At 58.6% G+C, this 25,178-nt stretch carries 17 protein-coding genes; 14 read left to right on the top strand and 3 right to left on the bottom strand.

All coding sequences use genetic code 11. From position 1 onward, the window contains the following. Positions 1-8: 8 nt before the first annotated feature. Both CLU94_RS25355 and CLU94_RS25350 read right to left on the bottom strand, forming a co-directional pair. Positions 9-6,131, bottom strand: a complete 6,123-nt coding sequence (locus tag CLU94_RS25355; RefSeq protein ID WP_180278770.1) for a DEAD/DEAH box helicase — start codon at positions 6,129-6,131, stop codon at positions 9-11. Between the two features lie 235 nt (positions 6,132-6,366). Beyond that, positions 6,367-9,429 (bottom strand): hypothetical protein, encoded by a 3,063-nt coding sequence (locus tag CLU94_RS25350; RefSeq protein ID WP_143451539.1) that lies wholly within the window; start codon positions 9,427-9,429, stop codon positions 6,367-6,369. 1,304 nt (positions 9,430-10,733) lie between these two features. On the opposite strand from CLU94_RS25350, the gene CLU94_RS25345 reads away from it, so the two are divergent. From CLU94_RS25345 to CLU94_RS25280, 14 genes are all read left to right on the top strand, one after another. After that, positions 10,734-11,597, top strand: a complete 864-nt coding sequence (locus CLU94_RS25345; protein WP_099667678.1) for an HNH endonuclease — start codon at positions 10,734-10,736, stop codon at positions 11,595-11,597. Between the two features lie 289 nt (positions 11,598-11,886). Next, the gene (locus CLU94_RS25340; RefSeq protein ID WP_099667677.1) at positions 11,887-12,264 is read left to right on the top strand and encodes a transcriptional regulator; all 378 of its coding nucleotides are present in this window, start codon (positions 11,887-11,889) and stop codon (positions 12,262-12,264) included. Positions 12,265-12,462: 198 nt separating this feature from the next. Then, complete coding sequence (gene trbB / locus CLU94_RS25335) at positions 12,463-13,422, top strand: P-type conjugative transfer ATPase TrbB (RefSeq protein WP_099667676.1); 960 nt, start codon at positions 12,463-12,465, stop codon at positions 13,420-13,422. Positions 13,423-13,465: 43 nt separating this feature from the next. Next, positions 13,466-13,861 carry a conjugal transfer system pilin TrbC gene (trbC, locus tag CLU94_RS25330; RefSeq protein WP_099667675.1) on the top strand — a complete coding sequence of 132 codons (396 nt, stop codon included), beginning with the start codon at positions 13,466-13,468 and terminating at the stop codon, positions 13,859-13,861. Positions 13,862-13,863: 2 nt separating this feature from the next. After that, a complete protein-coding gene (locus tag CLU94_RS25325; RefSeq protein WP_092605191.1) occupies positions 13,864-14,175 on the top strand; it encodes a conjugal transfer protein TrbD in 312 nt (103 codons plus the stop codon). After that, positions 14,172-16,709, top strand: a complete 2,538-nt coding sequence (locus tag CLU94_RS25320; RefSeq protein ID WP_099667674.1) for a VirB4 family type IV secretion/conjugal transfer ATPase — start codon at positions 14,172-14,174, stop codon at positions 16,707-16,709. The genes CLU94_RS25325 and CLU94_RS25320 overlap by 4 nt, the downstream gene beginning before the upstream one ends. Next, positions 16,706-17,470 (top strand): VirB8/TrbF family protein, encoded by a 765-nt coding sequence (locus CLU94_RS25315; RefSeq protein ID WP_099667673.1) that lies wholly within the window; start codon positions 16,706-16,708, stop codon positions 17,468-17,470. The genes CLU94_RS25320 and CLU94_RS25315 overlap by 4 nt, the downstream gene beginning before the upstream one ends. A gap of 11 nt (positions 17,471-17,481) precedes the next feature. Further along, positions 17,482-18,381: a P-type conjugative transfer protein TrbG gene (trbG, locus tag CLU94_RS25310; protein WP_180278769.1), complete on the top strand. Its 900-nt coding sequence runs from the start codon at positions 17,482-17,484 to the stop codon at positions 18,379-18,381. A 79-nt stretch (positions 18,382-18,460) separates the two neighbouring features. Continuing rightward, on the top strand, positions 18,461-18,874 hold the full coding sequence (locus CLU94_RS25305; RefSeq protein ID WP_180278768.1) for a conjugal transfer protein TrbH: 414 nt from the start codon (positions 18,461-18,463) through the stop codon (positions 18,872-18,874). Further along, a complete protein-coding gene (locus CLU94_RS25300) occupies positions 18,871-20,223 on the top strand; it encodes a TrbI/VirB10 family protein (RefSeq protein WP_099667671.1) in 1,353 nt (450 codons plus the stop codon). The genes CLU94_RS25305 and CLU94_RS25300 overlap by 4 nt, the downstream gene beginning before the upstream one ends. Positions 20,224-20,241: 18 nt before the next feature. Further along, positions 20,242-21,003: a P-type conjugative transfer protein TrbJ gene (gene trbJ, locus CLU94_RS25295; RefSeq protein WP_092800417.1), complete on the top strand. Its 762-nt coding sequence runs from the start codon at positions 20,242-20,244 to the stop codon at positions 21,001-21,003. A 10-nt stretch (positions 21,004-21,013) separates the two neighbouring features. Next, positions 21,014-21,223, top strand: coding sequence for an entry exclusion lipoprotein TrbK (gene trbK, locus CLU94_RS25290; protein ID WP_099667670.1), 210 nt, complete (start codon positions 21,014-21,016; stop codon positions 21,221-21,223). 5 nt (positions 21,224-21,228) lie between these two features. After that, a complete protein-coding gene (gene trbL / locus CLU94_RS25285) occupies positions 21,229-22,881 on the top strand; it encodes a P-type conjugative transfer protein TrbL (RefSeq protein ID WP_257218994.1) in 1,653 nt (550 codons plus the stop codon). A gap of 35 nt (positions 22,882-22,916) precedes the next feature. Beyond that, positions 22,917-23,363: a conjugal transfer protein TrbN gene (locus CLU94_RS25280; protein WP_099667669.1), complete on the top strand. Its 447-nt coding sequence runs from the start codon at positions 22,917-22,919 to the stop codon at positions 23,361-23,363. Between the two features lie 372 nt (positions 23,364-23,735). On the opposite strand, the gene CLU94_RS25275 is transcribed toward CLU94_RS25280, so the two are convergent. Then, on the bottom strand, positions 23,736-25,169 hold the full coding sequence (locus CLU94_RS25275) for a MarR family transcriptional regulator (RefSeq protein ID WP_099667668.1): 1,434 nt from the start codon (positions 25,167-25,169) through the stop codon (positions 23,736-23,738). Positions 25,170-25,178 lie beyond the last annotated feature (9 nt).

Raw genomic sequence — 25,178 nt, 5'->3', positions numbered from 1 at the left:
GGTTCCTTTCATCGTTGCGGCAAGGACTTTGCAATCACCGTGAGTGACATTGCCGCTTCCTCGTTGATCAATCCAGCACCTATTTCCTGTACTAGCGGTCCTCTCGATCCTGGCAGTCGCCGGATCCGAACCAGCAACAGGCGCCCGCTGCTAGTTCGGCCAAGCCACTCGCCCACCCCTGTCGTCCAAGCACTGCTCTCAACGACCCTCAAGAATTTCCTATCTTTATATGGAAATTCCGTGCCAGGTTCAAGTGCAACGAGATCATTCTCGTCCTGCGCACAATCGCCGGCAGCGACTGCAGCGACGGGAAACTTATCGATATTCGCCCTAACCCAAGCCAGCCTGCGGCTAAGGTTGAACGAATCAACCAACCGCAACGTCCTGATGCCATTTTCGGCACCCCATGTCATGGCAGGCCCGACTGCATTCTTCTTGCCTTCGTAGCCGGCACTTAGCGGATGCACCACTAGGGTAGCCACGCCCTCGCGGTCCTTGTCGAGCCAACCCGGCAGCGGCGCGCCCGGCGGTAATGGAGCGGTGATGTCCGGAAATGATGCTAGGTATCGCACCGCGAGCGCGTCGGCCATCTCATGCCAATCGGGCATGACTATTAACTCGCCAGCCCGATTGCGGAGCACTCTGTCGAGCCCTGGACGGTAGTTCCCGTCAAGCAATACCGCCAGCATCTCCAATCCTAGCTGCCAATCTAGCAATCCGTGAACATGGCTATTCCGAAACCCACGCAGTAGCGCTTCCGGGCCTCGCCAAGGCTCATGAACACTTCGTTCCCGCGCCAATAGAATGGCCTTGCCCATGCGTGAAGCTGGCCCGGAGCCAAAGACGCATCCCTCCAGCAGGTCCTCCCAATTGTCGTTCGCCCACTCAACAAGCCCGGCGCCGTTGGGGTGGGCATCTGCCAGGTATAGCTCCGCGCCCTTGCCTGAGTCGCCCCCCCCGCCCGCACTTAGCCGGTGAACAGATGCAATCTCTACATCAACCGAGTCGATGTCAAGCTCGAGCGCGATGCCACGCTGCAGGATGGTCGCCGCCGAGTACCATGCCGCGCGCCTACACGCCATTTCGCCAGGAGAGTCAAAGAACTCAAGTCCATCGCCATCGATGACCTTCACCGCCAAGACATCCGTCGTCTTCGCAGAGGTGATCGCTACAAGGCGCTCGGGCGCATCCTTGGCATGCATCCAGATAGAGGACGGGGCGCCGGAAAGTCCCAACCCATCTCCTTCGCATTCGATCCGCGACGTGCCTGTAAAACCAAACAACTTCATGTTGTTCGTGTTCGTGCGGAATACCTGAGCTTGCCGACCCAGTGCCACGTTGGCATTCAGCCTATGTAGATAAAGTGTATCGTCCGCCATGGCAGGCGATGCCACGACTGGAAAGCCCGGACGCCCTTGCTTGCCATCCCAACGCTTCGCGCTCTTTCCTATGTCAAGGTCGGAAACAAAGGCTCTGGGTGCAATGGCCATGAACGGCCTGGCCGACGTCCCGAGACATACGGGACAACTTGCGACAGCCCTTGATTCGCGCAAGTACTCCCGCTTCCACCAATTCACTGGTACAGCCACCTCTAATGTATTGGCGTCTGCGGGAGAAACTTGTAACGAACGGCAATCCGGGCAAAATAACTGTGCGTATGCTGCGCCAACCGCTGACTTTGTGGCCCTCCATCCGGGGTTCGCCCCGTACGCATATGCGATCTCTCCACAGATCCCCACTGGCGTTATTTGGCGCTTGTCCCAAGTTCGCTCCGAACCAGGTACGAATTCCGCAACGGCTTGGTCGAACGGGCGGTCCAGGGTCTTGGCGTCCTCTCCTTGCTTGCGAGGAAGGGAGAAGTAAAGGCTACGCACGCTCGTCGGCATGCCATACATTGGCAAGATCCCTGCTTCCGCTAGGCGAAACGCCAAGGTCGGCTCCACGAAGCTTCCAGATAGCAGCGCTGCCTCGATCCGCCCCGGTAGGGATCCGGCAGCCAAGATAAGTGCGCCCGCATTCACTTGCGTGCCCGCTGCAACCGTAGCGGCGACTTCCTGAATCGCCGGCACGTTCTGCGACAGCCACTCGGCGAGTGCTGGCATCCTACCTTGTGCTCCAGCAACCATGCCTAGCTCGCCATGGACATCGTGACCCTCGGTATCCGTCCAACTGACACCCATTGACTGGAATGCACGGCGCAATGTCTCCTTCGCCACCAGGCGTTCTGCCAGGATCCGTTGCTCGTCGCCAGTCGCCACCGCCGGTTGCGGTGGTAGCCCGCCCGTCATTTCCTCGGGATGCTCGAAGTGAATGCGATCATGGGTCTGGCCTCGGCAAAAGGTCAACGCAGCAGAAAACGGTTGCCCCTTTCGCCCAGCACGACCGGCGCGCTGCTGGTAGTTGAATCGTTCGGGGGGCATGTTTGCCTGCATCACGGACTGCAGCGACCCAATATTCACCCCGACCTCCATCGTCGTGGTTACAGAAAGCAGGTCAATCGCGTCAACGTTCTTCAATGTCCGGCGCTTACCAATGTCAGTCATTTCCTCGTCCTCGAAGAAGATGTCGCGGAAATGGCGTTGTCGCTGCGCCTGATTGATGGTCTGGCCGGTCAGCTCCTCGGAATGAATTCGGAACGTCTCGCTAGGGTCCAACGCAGCGCGCGCGTAGTAATGGCTCGATGTAATATCTGCTGCTGTGCGACGCGTGTCGGGGACGTCGGGAAGTAGCGCATGGCAACGAGAACACACACACGCCGAAGCGTGCCACTGTATTTGGTTGCAGCGTCCGCATGTCCACGGCAAGGCGTGTGCATCGACGACCTTTACCCAAAGCTTATCCATGCGTACCACACCCCATCGGCCATCCTGCCCGACGTGACCTGCCGCCTTGAAGGCATTGCAAATGGCATCTTGGAGTGCTAGGACATCCACCCTGCCATTGAGCGCCACGGCCTTCAGGTAGCGAAAGACGCGCTTGCCGGCAATGCTGCGTGCCCGCTGCGTCGGCTGCGCGTCATCGAAGCCATCTTGTGGCCGGTCCCGCTGGCTAGGCTCGGTCCGCCGTTCCTGAGCAAGGATGCGTACCACTGATTCGCATGCCTGCCTGAATGCCTCTGCAGGCATTCCGCCAGGGGGGGATAGCGCCATGCCAGGTGGGAAACTCAAGTACCCTACTCCTTGTGACTCCAGATCATACAGAAGGCGCCCGGTCAATGACCGCCAAGCGGAAATCCGCAAGCCAAGTCCAAGGTGCGCTACGCTGGCCAGGACTGCGGCAGATCGATCCTTTATACGTGGCAGCAACCCATCCTCGTTGCAATCGAAGACGGAAGTCCAATCGAGCGTACTACCTTCAGAGCGAAGCTTGCGTTGTTCTATCGAGGCGCCTCCTGGATTGACCCCATGGAAGAGCATGTCGCGCCATACCGGCGTTAATTCGGCGCTGAGGGTTGGGTCCGGTGTGAGCAATAGGTCGTCAACTCGCACATAGCCAGATTGGTGGACACGTGCCAGTTCCATCGCCGCCTTTGCATCGGCCGTCACGCGTTCGGGACGCTTGCGTGCTCCCTCGACCATGTTTGCGAACCGGCTCACTTCTTCGTATTCATTTTCCGCCAATTGCGCTTGGGCACGATCAAGCAACGCATTCACCAACTCCTCTTCGCCGGATTCGATGGCGAATAATAGTTCCCTCTTGATAACTTCGACACCAGTGGATGCCCTCCAGCGCATTTCCTTTTGCAGGGAAACCCTCAAGAGGTGATCCCATTGCTGTATCTCGACCCCCATGGCAAGGGTCGCGGCGGCTTCCCTGCTATCCGAGAATGCGACGAGGCGCCTCTCCCTCCCCCCGGGCAAGATGCTCATCAGGTGCTTTGCCAACAAGTGCGACATCACGCCAAGGCCTGTGACGAATGAGCGAACAGGGGAACTACGACCGTATCTTTCAGAGTAGTCGATCAGGCACGATGGGCACCGTTGTGGCATCGCAGGTAATTCGCATCCGGACGCGGAATCCGCGGCCTCGAACCACAAGCAGTTGAGATCGGCACCTCTCGCACGCGTCTCGAGTTTCACGATTCCAGTATTTGGATTAATCGACGCACGCTGCCACCTTGCTTGCGCCGCGCCGAGGCGCTGCCCTCGCTCATCTCGCTCCTCAGTTCCTTGCTCCCATGTAAATTCCCCGGGATCTCCCATTACCCATCCTTCAGGCACGAGCCAGACAACACCCAAGTTCCTATAGGGCTGCACGTCGGTTCGTCGACTGGAATTCGCCTCGGGGAGCCCGTCGATAGCAGTGGGCAGTGCAGTGAGTTCATAGGCTATGGCGCTGGCCGTATCACATCCAGGGAAGCGAGCAACCTTGCCACTACCATTCAGTTGGTCAAGCGTGAGCGGAATCTTGTTGCCACATAAGAACTGTGTGCCACAACACTCGCAATATAGTACTTCCAATAGCCGGCGTTGACCGAGGGATAGTGCCGCCTCCGGCATCAACTGGCCGACGCGTCGACGTGCGTCGGCCGGGTGCAAGGCCACCGTAGCCCAAAGCCCCTCGATATTCTTGGCCATCCAATGGAATCTCAGTCGTGGAAGCTTCAGAGGAATGGCATGTTCCGAGCCAAGGGCGGCGAAGAGTCCCCTTGCCGCCTTTTCCCTGTCACGGCTATCAGCAAGCGTTGGAAACCATTGACCGGCAATGAACTCGAGGGCCCGTGCCTGAACGCCTCCAACGCGGAATGCCGCGATGACCTTGGCACTTGTGTCATGCTGGTCGCGTAGCATTTCGACCAATTGCGATGTATCCGCAGCGATTGTGCCAACTGTTAGCTGCCTGCCAAATTCAAGACACGCCAGCGCCACTCCTTCATCCATCCCGGGAAGAACTTCCTGCGACTGGTGAAGCAACGCCCCGGCCTCCACATGGAACTTCTGACTGGCAGCAACCTTGTCCATCCCAAAAAATCCACCAAGGAATTCAAAGGTACTCTCCTTTCCCTGGTCTAACGACGCACTTGATGCAAGTATCCGGAGCTGCGGGCTATCAGGTTGCAAGCCCAATCGGTCCAGTAGTAGCCGGATCAAGTATCCCACTTCCGTACCTGATGCTCCGCGATAGAGGTGCAACTCATCGACGACTAACTGGAATATCCTGTCCTTACCCCCCGCTAACCAGTCGCGAGTTAAGTCGAACATCTGGGAGTCCGCGCGGTCATCTGGGATGTCCCTATCCTTGTGTCGCATAAGCATTATGGATAGCATGCTGACATTGGTAATCAACAAGTCTGGCGGGGCTGCTTGCATCTCCCAGCGATGGAACATCTCTGCTGCACCTGGCTCCAAGCGAGGTATGAAACTTGCCTCCTCTGTCGCCGCATCGAGGGACTTCTTCACGTCACGGATAAGGTTCGCCTCGCCAGAAGCCACGGCTGCATGCAAAGCCTCATTCAATTGCAGGATCTTTTTCCGGATCCCGTCGGACTCGCCAATTGCATCGACCAACGCCACCCTTAACTTGGCACGGGTACTTTTATTGTCCGCTCCATCACCCTTAAATGGATGACCTGCCACCGACGTGGATCCATTATAGCGACCAAAGCGGATTCGATTTTCTCCTAGCACTTCATCCATCGCAGCATGGGCCTCGTTGGAATCAAGTGCATTGCGCAATCGCGACAGCTGGTCCTCGACCAGCGCATTCATCGGATACAGGACAAGCGAACGAATAGCCGCAGGACGCGTCTCGCCGCGAAGGATTCGATGGAACTCATTCCACTCTGGAGGCTTGGCCCTTGTCCAAGCACGACCACTTATAGGTAATGCGGTCGCCCAGCCCGTGCCCTTTGCCTCGGCCTCGGCCTCGCGGATGATGGACGCGATTACCGGCAACAAGAAAGACTCGGTCTTACCAGAGCCCGTACCCGTCACGACGACGCAATGCTTCCCACCAAGTGATTCCTTTAGCATGCGCTGTTGATGTAAGTAGAGGGGATGCCCGCCGCTGAACAAGCCGGCTCCAACAATTCGCTTGAAAGCCTCTATCGCCTTGGTTGACAAGCCAGGTAAGTCGGCCGCGGCAAGGTCTTCCAATGCCTTGCCGCTTTCATATGCAGGGATCGGCTCCACATATGGCTCTTGAAATAGGACCCCTGCCGTGTCGAGGAGCACCTTTCGGTCTTCCTCGAACGTAGTCGAGTCGGTCCCGAATGCGGACGTAATATATCGCTTTGTACTACTTTGAATGCGCTGGAACGCGCCTATCGGATCCTTCAATTCTATCTCCGTAATTTTTATTGCTCCGCATACAACCAGCCAATTCCTGGCTTGGCTAGGTATTCCCACCATGCCTCCACCGAACGAGTCAAGAATTCACGATTACTCCACCTAGCTTACTGGCAACAAGCCTCGCAATGTCTTCCGGCACGTACTTATACGCGAGCCACTTGCCATTGGCCATGCCCTCATATACCCAGCTTACGTTGGCGATGGGTAGTTCATCGATCGCCCTCTCGATAACGATGTGGGAAAATCTTTGATCTAAAGTGGCGACCATTTCCGTGGCCATTGGGCCGGTGCCACTGCATAAAATAAGTGCCCGTTCCAGCACGACCGGCAAGCTCACCCGGGCCGGCAACAAAATGGTTCCGTCGACTGGCAAGTAGTGTATGGGCCATGGAGAGGCATCGCAGTGCCCGTACGTTTCCTTCACGAACTCGGCATAAGCCCTCAGCGCAATCCATACGCCCCAGCGCGAATCACGGATGAAGCCATAGCCCACCCGGCCCTCTCGCCTGATACCTAGCGAATAGACGCGAAGCCCGGCCACGTCAAGATCTTCCAAGCGAAAAAACTGGCATGCAGGGCCGGACTCTACAAAGGGATGCTCACCAGCACCAAAGAACCAGCCACTCTGGGCATTCAATTTCTCAATGCCACGCGCGCTTGCCCCAAGGCTTTCGCCTGCCACTTGCTCTATTCGTTCTCGGACGTCGTCGCAGGTCGACGCCCAACCTGCTATCTCCCGCGCAGGATTGCAGCGAAGTGCAAAGCCAATGGAACGGGCCCGCCCCAATAGCTCATCGAGGTCGCTTGTAGAAACGCGCCATGCCCTCAGGAATCCTAGGTTCCCCTCCGAACAATATATGGCAGAATCACCACCCAACGCAGATAGCGATTGCCAGTGCTGGGACCGCAGGGACCCCATAACGCCGAAGATCATTCGCCCGCTTGAATGGGCTGCAATTTCGTAAAGAGTGGGCGCAACAGCATGGATTCTGGTCATGTGCCCTTTCGCATTGGTCTCGATTTCCAAATGCCCACGACTACGCAAGTCGAGTAGCACGATGGCAGGGGATAGGTGATTGCGATCTCTCGCTATCAAGCGTGCAAGCTGGTCACGCGCAGTGCCATAAGCCATTGACTCGCATTGGGCAAGGGTATCGAGGAATTGCGCAGCTGCACACAATCTTACCTTGGAGATATCCTTGATTTCCAAAGGCGGCCCCAAGTCTCGCGAAGAAATTTCAAGCCTTGACCAGGTCGCTGACGCCAGGACCTCTTCCGCACAAAAAAGAGTGCCAAACAGGCCAAGTTTATCGCGCCGTGGATTGCCCTGCGGATCTAGGCTAAATACATTGCCAATCTCGACTTGCTCGCCACTATCGGCAGCCACCCTCAACGTGACACTTCCAAGTTGCTTCCCGCACAGGCTAGCAACAATGCTAAACGATCTCGGACCATTGGCCTTCGGAAATGGATGGAAACGACGGATCGAAGTTTGATGGACAGCGTCCAAGGCCCATTGCTCTTCTGATAGTTCGAGCCCCACCGCCTCGAGGACGGTATTATGTGGAGCATCGAGCTCGATGACAGGTAGGTCATACGCCATGTATTGTCGAATTCCTGCCCGTCTAACGGAGCGGCCACCGATCAATCGCACAGCGCGATGCTGGCCCCGCTCACTTTCGCCGTCTGGCAACTCATCACGCTGCCCATCGGTCAGCGTGCTACATTCAGGCAAGCACACGAGCATCCAGCCACTGGGCAGGCCCGATGCATCCAGAACCTCGTGGTCAATATGCTCGCGTTCAAGCCAGCTTTCGAGTTGTTTCACATTGCTGGCAACGCTCAACAAGTAAGCCAGACCATTTCGTGGCAATGTATGCTCTTGCAACTCGTATCTTGAAGCGTATTCATCGTAGCCCCAAGTGAACACGCGCAAGATCGCCTTGCGAAGGTACATCTTGCCGAGCTTGGCCTCCGCACCATGCCCTTCCCCAATTGTCGCATCGAACTCGGCACTTTCATGCGCAGAAAGTTCCAGGATCTCCAACGCCGCCGACTGGATCCCAGGCCCAGAATCGCCAACCGTGCTCCCATGCTCGGTGCCCCTCGCAGGGGAAGCCCATTCCACGCCCTTCCATCGGAGAATCGCCTGACCACTATCATGAATTGGCGGCACGCGCCAATGCGTGACCCAAGGGAATTGATCCCCTTCTTGTAAGCTAAGGCAAAGTTCGACATCGCCACGACCACCGTCGGCAGCTGCTACATCAACCGCCCCATGATGCACTTCCTTTAGCAATGGAACTTTCCCGTCCCACTCTTCGAACAACGCAGCAAGACGTGCATCGATCGGCTCTTTAAAATCAGGTTTCCCCAACGCCGACTTGAAGGCAACGCTCAAGAAAGGAGAGCCGGCGGCCATTGTCTTCACGTCCTCTGCTAGCAGGCAACTCAATTCTTGTCCAGGCCTGGCACCAGCTTGTGCAAATATCCGAGGAATCATTTCACTATCTCGCCGGGACATTACACTTTGAGCACGCGGCACACCAATGTGGCTATACCCGCCGAGGATACGAAATTTAAACCGTCCAAACTGGCCACCTGTATCGATCGTCCACTGCTGCAGGTCGAACCAAGCGCGCTCCATTGCTTCCATCTGCTGGCTTCCCCAATTGGGCCCCAGTTGCAGTGCGTCTTGAAGGTGGGCATAGAATCCATGTTCGGCAATCGAGGCGGACCGAACAAGCGCGGCAAGGAATGGCAAGTAGGTCGGTGCATCATGACCCATATATGTCGTGAAGTAATTTCCCGGATCAAGGTAACCCCTAGGCCTATAAAGACGTTGACGACGTTGATCGACCAATCCTAGTAGACGTGCAGCCAAGTCATTCGTCGCTCCCCGTGCAAAATAGCCGTTGCGACGGAGCGTACCCCAGGAGGGGCCAAATCGTACAGCCTTGAGAAAACCCTCGTCGCCACCAAGTTCGGGACCCAGCGAATCGAGTTCAGTAGGGTCGACCTGTAGCCAGGCAGCATCTCCCTTTGATGCTGGTGAAAAATATGCTTCAAGCAATTTAAAATTCCAGAGGCTGAACTGGTCGCCCTGTTGGCTGGCTTCCCTGCTATCGGATCCAATCATTACGCTTCCTCAAGTGCCCCAGAAAACCCATTTCGATCCAGGATAGGTGTGCCGCCAACTACCCAAAAGTACATATAGCCAAAGTAGCTTCTAGTGCTAATCCGTAGACGCCTATTGCACACATTAAAAGGCCGCAGCCTAGGAGCAACCATACACCAAACAAAGGGCTAGTAACTATCAATAATAATTTATGCGTGCAGCAAATCGCTCCCAACAGCTGCGCACACTTTTGATAGGAGCATGGGAAATTCCAAGGCCAGCGATCATAGCGCCCCCTAACCGGCAAACTGCTCCCGGCGGAGACCTTGTACTTGTGAGATTTGCGCGCCACCGATTCTTGTAAGATCAAGCACGTGAACGCGATAGAAAAACAAGTCAAGTCAAGTCAAGTCAATCAAAAAAATGCCTGCGCAGCTACAAGAAGTACATTTTTCTCATTAAAAAGATTCTCATTAAAAAGATATTCTGGCGAAATCGAAAATCACACAACCCGTTGCCATAGATCAAAAACGCGATGCCTCTCGATACTTATCTGGACATCCACATCTCGATATACCCTACCAAAATCAATAAAACTGAAGATATATGAAGACAAAAACCATCACAAAAAAAATTACCACACCTAAGGAAACTCATTCATTACCCACAACCAAATTGTAACGCATTGCGAATCATACCGTCCTTTTCAATTGGGAACTTTATTCCCCATTATGACTTTCCATGAATCTTGAATTCTATCAAAAAATCACAAGACCACCAATTCCGGGCAAACTCGCCATACGTAGAGAGGAAGATCAAGCCCTAACTTAGGAAAATCTGGAAGCGTGGGAAAACTGATTACTTCGCCACCCCATTTTTTACCGAAAAGGTCAAAGTAAAGTCTGGGTTTCCATGTGCAGACTTCGCTGCAGTCGGTTTTTTGGTGAATTGGCCGTATTACTAGAATTTTTCCACGCTCAGGACGAAAACTAGGATTTAGCGATCTAAAATTTTCCCGATCGCCACCAAAATAGCGAAGCCTAACTTGGGTAGAATACGACTTTTTGACCTTTCCATTTGATAAACTGTCAAAGGGAATGATAACCTGAGCGCAACGACGTAAACGCCGAGGTCACGGGCCAAGGCGGCCAAACTTGTACGCTAGCGGGGAATGAAGCTGGAAGAGGTCCGACATCGGATTGCAATACCCAAGCGTTTGCGAGCGGGGGGGCCGTTGCCAAGCACAGCACATCGTCCGAGGCGCAACTAGATAACCCAAGCGGTAAGATGGAATTCACCCGTCCTATAAATCATTGGAATAAAAAATGCATCCATTCAACCATGGACAGGAATATTTACGCGAAGAACTGCTCAACTTCGTCGGCAGCAAGCAAATGATGTCAGGTGTACTTTGGGGGGCAAAAGAACAAGGCTGCTTGATTGTTACCTCCGGGGGGCGCCATGGGAAAAAAGCTGGCTATGCGGATGAGGAGCTGCAAGATGGCGGATGGTGGTACTTTGGCCAAGGTAGCACAGGAGATCATTTGCCAACCAACCCAGCCAACAAACGCCTCTTGGATGGAACGCGTTCCGTTCTACTTTTTACAACAAGGGAACCAAATGCAGCGGAAGTCCGCGCACGCGGCAATCATCGCAAAATGTTCTCGTTCCAAGGGGAATACAACATTTGTGGATATGACATGATCAGTCCAGAGGATGGGACCAGAAAAGGTGACCGCCTGCTACGGTTTCTTCTCATTCCTACGCAAAGTGAAGTGACACGAGTAAGATTTTCAAATAAAAATACCCTCGATGATTTCTTTTCCTTGAGAGATATATTTGCTTCCAAGGCTATGTCAGGCCCAGCCCCATCGCGGATATCCATCGCACAATACAGGGTTCGTAGTGAAGCCGTCCGCACCTATGGCCTGCTCCGTGCCAATGGAATATGCGAAGGTTGCAACACCCCCGCTCCATTTCTCGACGAAGGAGGATTCGGATTTCTGGAAGTTCACCACATTCATCGCCTGGCAGACGATGGCATTGACGAACCCAAGAACATAGTTGCACTATGTCCTAACTGTCACAGACGTGCACACTACTCTGCAGACAAACTTGCTTTTCGAAAGCTATTGATCAAGGCCGCAGCATCAGTCGAGGATTCCTTAACCAATTCCAGAAGGAAATAGAAAAACATTGTGTGAGTAGCAAGTAAGCAAATGAATCCCTCACGACCTGACGTGTAGGCCAGTGATTAATACCCACAGTCACTAAACGCTTACGGCTTGAAAGTACTTCTTGCTCTCTTAGGCGGTAGCATTCAAGAGTTTACATAAGCGACATATAAGTTCTTCAGCGCAGCGTACTCGGCCGATAAGTATCGGCCAATAGAGCAATGATCACCGAAATGAAAATTGAGCTAGGGGAAGTTGCTTTAATAGATTAACCCAAGAATACTCGTCCTGACGTCTTGTATCTATGTACAACCAAATCTTCTTTACCAACGTCCTGCGCGTGCTCGACGAAATGGGCATCTCCAAGAACGAACTGTCCGACCGTGCGGGCATGTCGGTGTCGTTCCTGTCCGACCTGACCAACGGCAAGGCCAATCCCTCGCTCAAGATCATGGAGTCGATCGCCAGGGCCCTCGGCGTCGCGCTTCCTGCCCTGCTAGAAATTACCGACCTGGACCAGGAATCGCTGGACATGCTCGCCGGCGGCAAGGCGCCGAGCAGCCTGCCTCCCGGCTATGTACGCGTGGCAGCTGTGCTCACGGAATACCAGGCATTCCAGGTGCGCCAGTGGAATGATGCGAACCGCAAGCATATCGCTGACGCCAAACCGGAAGACGGCTGACGCCAGTTAGCGCCCAAGGCGCAAAATGCGCCGGAAATCCATATCCTGCGTGAAATAGTCAAGCAATACGCGCACTAAACACCGAACTCATCAAGAAATTTGCCGATAGGGTTTGCGCTAGGTCTAATTCAGCCGATTTTTTACGATATATCCTTTGCATATACGGCATGGCATAAATGCAATAGGGGTATACCGATCATGGCTGAAACCGAAGACTTTTCCACGCTGAAGGACCGGGCCCGGCGCAAGCTGGAACGCGACATGGGTCCCCTCCTGATGGCAGCGCTGAACGATCCGCGCACGGTGGAGGTCATGCTCAATGCCGATGGCAGGCTGTGGCAGGAGCGGCTCGGCGAACGGATGCAGTGCATCGGCACCCTGCGCGCGGCGCAGGCCGAGGCCATCGTCAAGACCGTAGCGGGCTACCATGGCAAGGAAGTCACGCGCGGCAAGCCCCTGCTGGAAGGCGAACTGCCGCTCGATGGCTCTCGCTTTGCAGGCCAGCTGCCGCCCGTCGTCCCCTCGCCCACCTTTGCCATCCGCAAGAAGGCCGTGGCAATCTACACGCTGGACGAGTATGCCGCTGCCGGCACCATGACCGCGCACCAGTGCGACGTCCTGCGGCAGGCGGTGGCCGGCCACCGCAACATCCTCGTCACGGGCGGCACCGGCTCCGGCAAGACCACGCTGGTCAACGCCATCATCAACGAAATGGTGGCCTGCGATCCCGGCGAACGCGTCTTCATCATCGAAGACACGGGGGAAATCCAGTGCGCCGCCGAGAACTTCGTGCAGTACCACACCTCCTTCGACGTCTCCATGACGGCGCTGCTGAAGGCCGCCCTGCGCATGCGTCCTGACCGCATCCTGGTCGGCGAGGTACGCGGCCCCGAGGCGCTGGACCTGCTCGACGCCTGGAATACGGGCCATGAGGGCGGCGCCGCCACCCTGCACGCGAACAATCCGGCGGCAGGCCTGGTGCGCCTGAAGTCCCTCATCACCCGCAACGCATCGGCCCCGGCCGACATTGAGCCACTGATCGGCGAGGTGGTCCACATGGTCGTGCATATCGCCCGTACTCCCACTGGCCGCCGCGTGCAGGAAATCCTCGAGGTTTCCGGCTACGCGGACGGCCGCTATCTCACCCATCTACCCTGAGGAGCTCCCGATGCCTACATTCCCGCCTGGCCCGCCGGGCCACATGCACGCCAAGGCGCAGTTCTGGCTGTGCACTGCCGTCATTATCTTGCTGTTCCTGTCCTTGCCGCACCAGGCCCACGCCGCTGCCGGTACCGGCGGCTCGCTGCCCTATGAGAGCTGGCTGGAAAACCTGCGCAATTCCGTCACCGGCCCCGTGGCGTTCGCGCTGTCCATCATCGGCATCGTCATCGCTGGCGGCGTGCTCATTTTCGGCGGCGACCTGAATGGTTTCTTCCGTACCCTGATCTTCATCGTGCTGGTAATGGCGCTGCTGGTGGGTGCGCAAAACGTGATGAGCACCTTCTTCGGGCGCGGCGCAGAAATCGCGGCGGCAGGCGAGGCGCTGTGCGGTGGCATCCGCCATGCCATTCTTTGCACCGGCACGCGGATGGCATAGCCATGGCACTGCGCGCCATCCCCATCCGCCGGGCAGGCAACCGGCACAACCTGTTCATGGGCGGAGACCGGGAACTCGTCATGTTTTCCGGCCTCCTGGCCTTTGCGCTCATTTTCAGCGCGCAGGAACTGCGGGCATCGGTGGTCGGGCTGCTGCTGTGGACGGGTGCCCTCTTCGCCTGCCGCCTGATGGCGGCGCACGATCCCCGGCTGCGCCAGGTGTACCTGCGCCACCGCCGCTACCGGCGCTACTATGCCGCGCGCAGCACGCCATTCCGCGTCAATACGGGCAGCCAGGGGAGGCAGTACAAATGACCGAGACGATTTCCATCGCCATGGCGGCGTGCGGCTGCCTGATGCTGTCCATCCTGTACGCGCGCATCCGCGCGGCAGGCGCCAGCATGCGGCTGAAAAAGCACCGCTCGCGCGCTGCCGGGCTGGCCGACCTGCTCAACTATGCCGCCATGGTCGACGATGGCGTCATCGTCGGCAAGAACGGCGCCTTCATGGCGGCCTGGATCTACCGCGGCGGGGACAACGCCAGCAGCACGGAAGAACAGCGCGAACTGGTCTCCTTCCGCATCAACCAGGCCCTGTCGGGGCTGGGCAGCGGCTGGATGATCCACGTCGACGCGGTGCGGCGGCCTGCGCCCGGCTATGCGCCTGCGGGCCTGTCCCACTTCCCTGACCCGGTGTCCGCCGCCATCGACGAAGAGCGCCGCCGCCTGTTCGAAGGCATGGGCACCATGTATGAAGGCTACTTCGTCCTCAGCGCCACCTATCTGCCGCCGCTGCTGGCACAGAGCAGGTTCGTCGAACTGATGTTCGACGATGAAGCTGCCACGCCCGGGCACAGGGCGCGCACGCAGGGCTTGATCGATTTCTTCAGCCGCGAGTGCGCCAGCATCGAGTCGCGCCTGTCATCGGCCGTGGCGCTGGAGCGCCTGCGCGGCACGCAGGTCACTGGCGAGGATGGCAGCAGCGCCACCCACGACGCGCTGCTGCGCTGGCTGCAGTTCTGCGTCACCGGCGTCAACCATCCGGTCATCCTGCCCCGCAATCCCATGTACCTGGATGCCGTCATCGGTGGCCAGGAACTGTTCGGTGGCGTGGTTCCCCGAATCGGCCGCAAGTTCATCCAGGCGGTCGCCATCGAGGGCTTCCCGCTGGAGTCCACGCCCGGCATCCTCACCGCGCTGGGCGAGCTGGCATGCGAGTACCGCTGGTCCTCGCGCTTCATCTTCATGGATGCCCACGAATCAGTCAGGCACCTCGACAAGTTCCGCAAGAAGTGGCGGCAGAAGATACGCGGCTTCTTCGACCAGGTATTCAACACCAGCACCGGCCCCGTGGATCAGGATGCGCTGTCGATGGTAGCCGATGCGGAGGCGGCCATCGCAGAGGTCAACAGCGGCCTGGTGGCGCAGGGCTACTACACCAGCGTGGTAATCCTGATGGACGAGGACCGGGACAAGCTCGACGCAGCCGCGCGCCAGGTCGAGAAAGCCATCAACCGCACCGGCTTCGCGGCGAGGGTGGAATCTGTCAATACCATGGACGCCTATCTGGGCAGCCTGCCCGGGCACGGCGTGGAAAACGTGCGGCGCCCGCTGATCAACACCATGAACGTGGCCGACCTGCTCCCCACGAGCACCATCTGGACAGGACTGGACAAGGCGCCCTGTCCCCTGTATCCGCCGCTGGCGCCCGCCCTGATGCACTGCGTGACGCACGGCGACACGCCATTCCGCCTGAACCTGCATGTGCGCGACCTGGGCCACGCGCTGATGTTCGGTCCCACGCGCAGCGGGAAATCGGCGCACCTAGGCCTGATCGCCACGCAGCTGCGCCGCTACCAGGGCATGTCGGTATACGTGTTCGACAAGGGCATGTCCATGTATCCGCTGGCCAAAGCCATGGGAGGCAGCCACTATACGGTGGCGGGCGACGGCGACAGCCTCGCCTTCTGCCCGCTGCAGTTCCTCGCCACGCGCAGCGACCGCGCCTGGGCCATGGAGTGGATCGATACCATCCTGGCCCTGAACAATGTCGACACCACGCCCGCCCAGCGCAACGAAATCGGCAACGCCATCATGAGCATGCATGCCAGCGGCGCGAAGACCATGTCCGAATTCGCGCTGACGATCCAGGATGAAGCCGTGCGCCAGGCGATACGTCCCTACACGGTCGATGGCAGCATGGGGCACTTGCTCGACGCCGAGGAAGATGGCCTGTCGCTGTCCGACTTCACTGTCTTCGAAATCGAGGAACTGATGGGCATGGGCGAAAAATATGCGCTCCCCACCCTGCTGTACCTGTTCCGCCGCATCGAGCGCAGCCTGCAGGGCCAGCCCGCAGCCATCATCCTCGACGAAGCCTGGCTCGCGCTGGGCCATCCGGCCTTCCGCTCCCGCATACGGGTCTGGCTGAAAGTGCTGGCCAAGGCCAACTGCCTGGTGCTGATGGCCACGCAAAGCCTGTCCGACGCGGCCAGCTCGGGCATCCTCGACGTGATGGTGGAATCGACGGCCACCAAGATCTTCCTGCCCAACGTGTATGCGCGCGACGAGGACACGGCGGCCCTGTACCGCCGCATGGGCCTGAACGCGCGCCAGATCGACATCCTCGCCACGGCCATCCCGAAGCGCCAGTACTACTATGTCTCCGAGCACGGACGCCGCCTGTACGACCTGGAGCTCGGGCCGCTGGCCATGGCCTTCGTCGGCGCCACGGACAAGGAGTCGGTGGCGGCCGTCAAGGCTCTGGAGGCCAGGCACGGCGCTGCGTGGACCGGCGCTTGGCTGGCCAGCCGGGGCCTGAACCTGGACGACTATGGAGGCGCAGCATGAACCTTGCCCGCATATTCAGATCGCTGCGCACAGCCGGAAGCCGCAAGGCGCCCGCACAGGACGGATTCCTTGACGGCGGCCGGCGCAGCGGCGAAAGCGAAAATCCCTACCTTTCCGCGCGCCGCACCTGGAACGACCACGCGGCCCAGGCCGCGTCCTCGCGCCAGGCCTGGCAGCTGCTGGCCGTGCTGTCACTGCTGGTCGCCCTCGCTGCCGTCGGCGGCATGGTCCATGTCGCCAGCCAGTCCCGTTTCGTGCCCTATGTGGTCGAGGTCGACAAGCTGGGCCAGCCCGTGGCAGTGGCCCCGGCGCAGCAGGCAGCGGCAGCCGACCAGCGCGTGGTGCGCGCCGCCGTCGCCTCTTTCGTGGGCGACGCGCGCCTGGTCACGCCGGACATCGCGCTGCAGCGCAAGGCCGTCTACCGCCTGTATTCGATGCTGGCGGCCAATGACCCGGCCACGGCCAAGGCAAACGAATGGCTGAACGGTACCGATGAAAGCAGCCCGCTCAAGCGGGCCGCCAGGGAAACCGTCAGCACCGAGATCATTTCCGCCCTGCCGCAAACGGCCGATACCTGGCAGGTGGACTGGACGGAAACGGTGCGCGACCGCCAGGGCGTATTGAAGGCGCCGCCATTCCGCATGCGCGCGCTGCTCACCGTGTACACCGTGGCCGCCACGCCCCAGACCACGGAAGAACAGCTGCGCAACAACCCGCTGGGCATCTATGTCCGCGATTTTTCTTGGGCAAAACAGCTCTGAGGAGGCCAGCCATGCAACCCATCCCCTTTCTGCTGATGCTGGCACTCGCCGCCGTCCAGGCTGCGGCCCAGGCCGCGCCAGACGGCAAGAGCGTCGCCGACAGCTATTTCTCGGGCAAGGACCTGGTACTCACCAGGCAGGAAAAAGACGCGATCGCCATCGCGCAGCGCTGGCGCACCGGCAGCGGCACGGGCATGCAGCCCGTCCCGGGGGAAGACGGCGCAATCCGCTTCCTGTTTGGTGCGCAGCAGCCCGGCATCGTGTGCGCCGTGCTGCAGGTATGCGATATCGAGCTGCAGGCGGGTGAACAGGTCAACTCCATCCACCTCGGCGACACGGCGCGCTGGACCGTGGAACCGGCCATCACGGGCAGCGGCCCCGCCGAAGTCCAGTACCTCATCATCAAGCCGCTCGACGTGGGGCTGGAAACCTCGCTGATCGTCACCACCAGCAGGCGTACCTACCACTTCCGCCTGCGCTCCCACCGCAGCGAGTTCATGCCGCGCATCGCCTTCACCTATGCCGAAGACGCAGCCGCCAAGTGGGACGCCATCAAGACCCGCGATACCAGGGAAAAGCAGGAACGCACCATCGCGCAGACCGGCGAGTACCTGGGCGACCTCAGTTTCGCCTATGCCGTGACGGGGTCCGCCCCCTGGAAGCCCGTCCGCGTGTACAACAACGGCAGCAAGACCATCATCCAGATGCCACAGGCGATGGCGCAGACGGAAGCGCCCACCCTGCTGGTGGTGCGCAGGGAAGGCGGCCTGTTCAGCGAAGATGAAACCGCCATGGTGAACTACCGGCTGCAGGGCGACCGCTACATCGTCGACACGGTGTTCGACAAGGCCATCCTGATAGCCGGCGCCGGCCGCACGCAGGACAAGATCACAATCACGCGGGAGAAATAGCATGCACGCCCTGATGCTTGGACGCCTGATTTTTACACACCTCCTGCTGGCCTGCCTTGCGGGCTGCGCCGCAAACCGCATGGCTGACGCGCCCGCCTACGGCAACCTGCTGGCCGCGCCGGTGCCAGCGCAGGAAAACGGCATCGCCGCCGACGCCGCCGCGCGGCTCATCGCCAGCTATCCGCCTGCCCGCACGCGCTTTGCGCTGCGGCACGCAGCGCAGGACGGCTTCGGCAGGGAACTGCTGGAACGGCTGCGGTCGCAAGGCTACGCCATCGGCGAATTCAGCAGCCAGACGCCGCCCGCCGTACCGCCGCTGCCACCGGCAGCCGGCGCCACCGCGCTGCGCTACGTGCTGGACATGGCTGCCGAGCCGGACCTGGTCCGCCTGACCCTGTATGCGGGAAGCGAATCGCTGACGCGCGCCTACCTGCTGCAAGGCGGCGCGGCGCGCCCGGCCAGCGCGTGGGTACGCAGGGAGGCTGCGCCATGAGCGGCGATGAAGACATGTCGCCGGATGCCTCGCCCGGCAGCGTCCGCAGGACATCCGGCGTGCGCAGGGTCAACAACCTGCCCGTCTACCTGGTAGGCGGCGCCATGGGCATCTTCCTGCTGGTGATGGCCCTGGTAGCCTGGGACCGCTCGGCGCAGCAAAACCGCCCGGCTGACCAGCTGGAAGCCAAGGCAGGCAGCACCAGCATGTTCGCCAGCGAGATCGCGGGCAGCGAAAAGGACGGTTTCGTCGCGCCAGCAAAGGCAGCGGCCCCGCCATTGCCAGAGATTCCCCCGCCCGGCGCCATCATCGTGGCGCGCCCAGACGACCTCGAAGCACCACCGCGGCCGCCCGGCGGCGCGCTGCCGCTGGAAGAGCAGCGCGGCATGGAAGAACGCGAGCGCAGCCGCATGGACAAGCTGCGCCAGCTCGACGAAGCGGTCCGCTCGCGCACTACGGTGCAGGCCGCTGCTCCGCGCAGCGCCGGTTCCGCGCCTGGCGGCGTGCCGCTCAGCAGAGAGGAAGCCCTGACGCAAATGGCGGCGCTGCAGCAGCAGGCCGATGCGCAGGGCCGCGACAATCCTGCAGCTGCCTACCTGGCCCGGCTGCAGCAGCTGCAGGCCGCAAGCCTGGGAGACACAGCGTCCCGGCCAGCGCCGCCAGCCGAACCGGCGGCGGGCGGCAAGGACTACCGCCAGTTCGACGTACAGGGCCAAGGCGACCGCTGGCGCCTCGACTCCCGTGCGGAAGCGCCCCGCTCGCCGTATGAGCTGCGCGCCGGCTTCATCGTCCCGGCCGTGCTCATTTCCGGCGTCAATTCCGACCTGCCGGGCCAGATCGTCGCCCAGGTCAGCCAGGACGTATTCGACACCGCAACGGGCAAATGGCGGCTGATCCCGCAGGGTTCGCGCCTGGTGGGCCAGTACTCCAGCGACATCGCCTATGGCCAGTCGCGCGTGCTGGTCGCGTGGCAGCGCATAGTCTTCCCCGATGGCAAGGCCATGGACATCGGCAGCATGCCTGGTGCGGACAGCGCCGGCTATGCGGGCTTCCGCGACCAGGTCAACAACCACTACTTCCGCCTGTTTTCCTCGGCCTTCCTGATGTCAGGCATCACGGCGGGCATCGCCATGAGCCAGCCGCAGACACTGAGCCTGGGCACGCGCCAGAGCGCCAGCAGCGCCATGAGCGAGGCGCTGGGGCAGCAGCTTGGGCAGGTGACGGCCCAGCTGATCGCACGGAACATGAATATCGCGCCGACGCTGGAGATCCGGCCCGGCTACCGCTTCAACGTGATCGTCACCAAGGACCTGACCTTTTCCCGCCCCTACAAGGCATTCGACTACTGATGGCAAGGAGTAGCAATCATGGACAAATCTTTAGCGGCTAAAATCATGGCAGGCATGGTGCTCTGCATTCCCATTGCCATGCAGCCAGCACGTGCCGGGCTGCCGGTCATCGATGCCAGCAATCTGTCGCAGAACAGCGTAAGCGCCTTGGAAAACGTGGCGCATACGCTCAAGCAGATCCAGCAGTACCGCACCCAGCTGCAGCAATACCAGAACATGCTGCAAAATACCGCCGCGCCGCCCGCCTTCATCTGGGACCAGGCCAGCCAGACGATGAACCTGCTGCGGCGCGAAATCGATACCCTCGGCTACTACAAGAGCAGCCTGGGCAGCATTGACGCCTACCTGCGCAAGTACCGCAGCGCCAGCGACTACCGCGGATCGCCGTGCTTCTCGGTGCGCGGCTGCACGCAGGCCGAGTGGAATGCGATGAGCGACGCCCAGCGCCTGGGCTCGGATGCACAGAAGCGCTCGACCGACGCCCTCTTCCGGGGACTCGACCGCCAGCAGGACGCCATGGAAGCCGACGCGCGCCAGCTGATGAAGCTGCAGGCTGCGGCGCAAGGCGCCAGCGGCCAGATGCAGGCCATCGGCTACGCCAACCAGTTGGCCAGCCAGCAGGCCACGCAGCTGCTGCAGATACGCGGCCTGCTGATTTCCCAGCAAAACGTCATCGCCACGCGCTACCAGAGCCTGGCCGACCGCGAGGCAATGCAGCGCGCCTCGGACGAGGTTGTGCTGAGCAACACCTATCGTCCCAGCCCCGCGCGCGGCTGGTAGGGAGACAGCCATGCGCCAATCAATCACACTGTTCGCCGTGTTGGTCCAGCTTGCGGCCTGCACGCCTGGTGATCCTGCGGATTCCCTGCCGCCCGTGACGGCAGAGAACTGCGAACCGGAAGCCATCGCGAAGATCAAGGACCGGAAGGACCGTAACCAGTTCGAAGACCTATGCGTGCGGCGCTACAGCTTCCGCCCCAGTCCGCCACGTGGATGGTGAGGTGCATGATGAAAACTGCCGGCGCCACCAGAGCACCCGCACCCACGGCCTTGTTACGGACGCTTCTCATACTATGCCTGGTACTCGTTCCCCTCGCCGCACGGGCCGAAATCGACAGTACAGGGGTGCTGGATAACGTCCTAGCACGCTACTCTGCGATTGCCGCCACTTGGTCGGCGACAATCACGACCCACGCCACACGCCTGTTCTGGACCCTGGCCACCATCAGCATGGTGTGGACATTCGGCATGATGGCCCTGCGCAAGGCAGATATTGGCGAGTTCTTCGCCGAATTCGCCCGCTTCACCATTTTCACTGGCTTCTACTGGTGGCTGCTGCGCAATGGACCTGCCTTTGCAACCTCCATCATGGATTCAATGCGCGTGATCGCAGCAAACGCAAATGGTTCCAGTACCATCCTTTCCCCGTCCGGAATCGTCGATATCGGCTTTGATATTTTTGCCATGGTACTTTCAAAGTCGACCGTCTGGTCGCCGTTCAGCAGCGCAGTTGGCGTGGCTATCAGCCTGATTACCCTGATTGTTCTGGCGCTAATCGGCGTGAACATGCTACTGCTCCTGATCAGCGGCTGGATACTGGCGTATGCAGGCATCTTCTTTCTCGGCTTTGGTGGTTCACGCTGGACCTCGGACATGGCCATCAACTATTACAAAACGGTACTTAGCATCGGAGCACAGCTTTTCACCATGGTGCTACTCGTCGGCATCGGAAAGTCGTTCATGGATGAGTTCTACACCAATATCAGTGCCGCCTATAAGATGAAAGAACTTGCCGTTATCATGGTCGTGGCCATCATTCTGCTCGCCCTGGTCAACAAAGTCCCGTCGCTGGTGGGCGGCCTGGCGATGGGCGGTGGCACCGGCGCGCTTGGCAGCGGCTTCGGTGCAGGAACGGCACTGGGTGCAGCCGCCATGGCCGCGACGGCCGCAGCAACCGCCGGTGCCACGGCTGTCGCAGGTACGGCGAACATCGCCGGCGGAGTTCAGGCGTTGATGGCAGCAGTCTCCAAGGCAAATGCTGCAGAAAGCGCAGGAAGCGGTACCCGCGACTTCATGGCCTCGGCCGGAGGAGGCGGCAGCGGAACCGGACCCGATCCAGGCACCGGCAGCGGTGCGCTCGCTGCAGCCATGGGCGACACTGCGCAGGCGGCAAGCAGCAGTACCGACGCTGGAAGTGGTAGCGCAGAAACACAGCCAGCAGGCAGCGCACCACAGCAATCGCAGCCTCCCGCCTCGCCCGCCAATCAGCAAAGTGCAAACGGACCAGCCAACGTTGGCAGCGAAGGCAAAGCAAGCCAACGCGCAGCAAAAACAGCGCCAGGCATGGGCAACCCAGCCGCAGCAGCGGCACTGGCGGCGAAAACGGGTAGGATTGCGGCAGGTGCAGCAGGCAATCTGGCGCAGGGAGCCTGGGATGTCGGCAAGACAAAGGTCAAGCAAGGTCTTGCTGCGGCCGGTGGCCGGGTCGGCAAAACCATCGGCGGCCAGATTGCTGCCGCCATCAAGTCTCGAGATCAGGCTGGAGTGCAGGATACCTGCGCATCAGGGATGGAAGACGGCAGTATCTCCGCAGGAGATAGCGCTTCCACAGATCCAACTGCGGAGGTGGCGGCATTCCGCGACCGCAAGCCCGAATAGCTCCTCACGCCCCAACGGAACAAAGGAGAAACAGCATGCTCGACCTCCCTCCCCTGCAGCAGGAACGCATCATGTGCTCGATTACGGCTGCCATCAAATACCAGGTGCCCGCCAATATTATGCTGGCAATCGCCGAGAAAGAAGGTGGCAGGCCCGGGATGGTTGTCGCAAACAGGAACGGCACCTACGACATTGGCCCGATGCAGTTCAACTCCAACTATCTTAACGAGCTACGGAAGTATGGAATCGCTCCTGTCCATGTTGCGGCGAAAGGTTGCTATCCGTACGATCTTGCGGCTTGGCGGCTGAGGCAACACTTGTTGTATGACACAGGAAATTTGTTGGTCAGAGCGGCCAACTACCATTCAAGGACTGCGCAATACAATTTATCCTACCGAATTGATTTGATGCGAAAAGGATACAAGTGGGCATTGTGGCTAGAATGCAATCTTCCTTTCGTACTGCTTGCCGTTCCCAAGTGACTCGCCATGAATCCAACCGTCATGACTGACGGAATTCCCAGACACGAAGTGTCCATGGAGTTCAAACAGATCAGCGAAAGTATTTTGAACGGCATGTGGGTGAATAGCCAACGATAGGCGATTCACACATCGCGCTGGTTGATCCGGCTTTCGCATCGGTCAGAAAAACCACGTGTAGTCCCTGCCCCGTACGCTTCCGCCCTCCCACATCAAGACCTCTTGGCTAGGACGCGCAGCTCTAGCATGACAGTCATACTAGAGCTCTTGAAAAAGCGGGGATATCCGCCCCTTGTGTCGTCAAATTCCAATTCTCACTGGTCAATGCGATAGGTGAGCCAAGCGATAGTGCTAAATCACGAAGCCACTCGCCTATCAGTTATTCCCCCGGACAATCTTGGAAATCAATCCGCAGTCGTTAGGTCGTTCGAACCCGGAAGTGCCCTCAACATAATCTTTCACAAGTTTGCCTACGGAAGTAACGACGTCCTGTTCAGCACTAATAAATCCCACTGGAACGCTGACGGGGTAAGAATCTCGCAAAGACACGTGATACACGACCACCACGAACTCACCTTCGAAGAGGAGAACTTCTATACTTCCTCCGAGGAATCCTTCAATAAGACCCCGAATCTTTTCCGTGCCAGGTTCGAACTCCCTTTGCCAATGGCGCGCCGTCCTGTAATCGTCCGACCCGCTTACTGGTAAAAAGATGGTCGGTGAATACAGCTTCTTCTCTTTCGTGCTCGCCTTTTCAAACAGCTCACTAATCCGCACTTGTAGATTGCTGCTCTTTCCCCAAAAGGGATCACTTGGCGCAACCCAGAGAAATTGCGTATGCCCCACATCCGCCTTATTTTTCTGCCTTGCCTTGATAAGCGGGCCCAGGTGTTTCCGAACCAACTCCCAATTTGCCGACGAGTAGATTGGCCCAATGAAGCTAGACCTTTTTTTCGAACTATTGGGCTCAAGCTTGGCCAAGTCTTCATAGCACTGCATATTAATAGAACTTCCCTTTGCGTCAAACAGTTTCAAGGTTTCACCATCCCCGATTTCTATCATCACTTTGGCTATTTCCCCGAAATTGCCGGGTCTCGCTAAATGGTCCAGTTCGAGAGAAATTTGCTCATGGACGTAATCGGAGCTTTTTAGCTTTTCGAAGTCCTCGCGCTCAACGTTTCTTCCATCACTGTCCATCTTAAACTGAACTGGCAATCTGACGGGCATCTGCTTAATTTTATTAACCGAATTCACGGTGTACACATTAGGAGAGTCCATCTTATCCTCGGTCAACGACATTGAAAGGAATCCCTTCCGTAATATTTCATGGAATTGCCGCTGGAATTGTTTCTCTACATGGGTCTCGCTACACGACGCGTTTTCATCTGCGACCTTGACGGAAAGCCCTGCTTTCCACTTCTCTGAGAAATTATCCTTCCCAAGACATGAGAAAACTGCCAAGTCGAAGGACAAACAAACGGTGCTGTCTCGCAACACGGACAAAGTTGGAACCTCGCCAATGTCAGTAAAATAAGCTTTGGACCCTTCCGTAAGGACTAGGCGACCGCTATCTGACAACGTCAATTCACCGCGCTCGACAAGATCATCAATTGCCTCTTGGACTTCGTAACGAGAAAAACCGAAAAAGGTTGCAACCTGAGACATAGACATTGGTGAAAGATGTATTAGCCGCAGGACAAATTCTCGAACGAAAGGTAATCCCTTTTTGGTTATGTAAGAGAAATTAATATTGAAGCGTTGCGCAGGCAACAAAAAGTCAATTTCGTGATAAATCCTTGTATCTTCCAATGATGCCCC

This window comes from Janthinobacterium sp. 13 (assembly GCF_002749695.1).
Classification (GTDB): domain Bacteria; phylum Pseudomonadota; class Gammaproteobacteria; order Burkholderiales; family Burkholderiaceae_D; genus Janthinobacterium; species Janthinobacterium kumbetense.
This window is presented reverse-complemented; position numbering and strand designations above follow the sequence as displayed.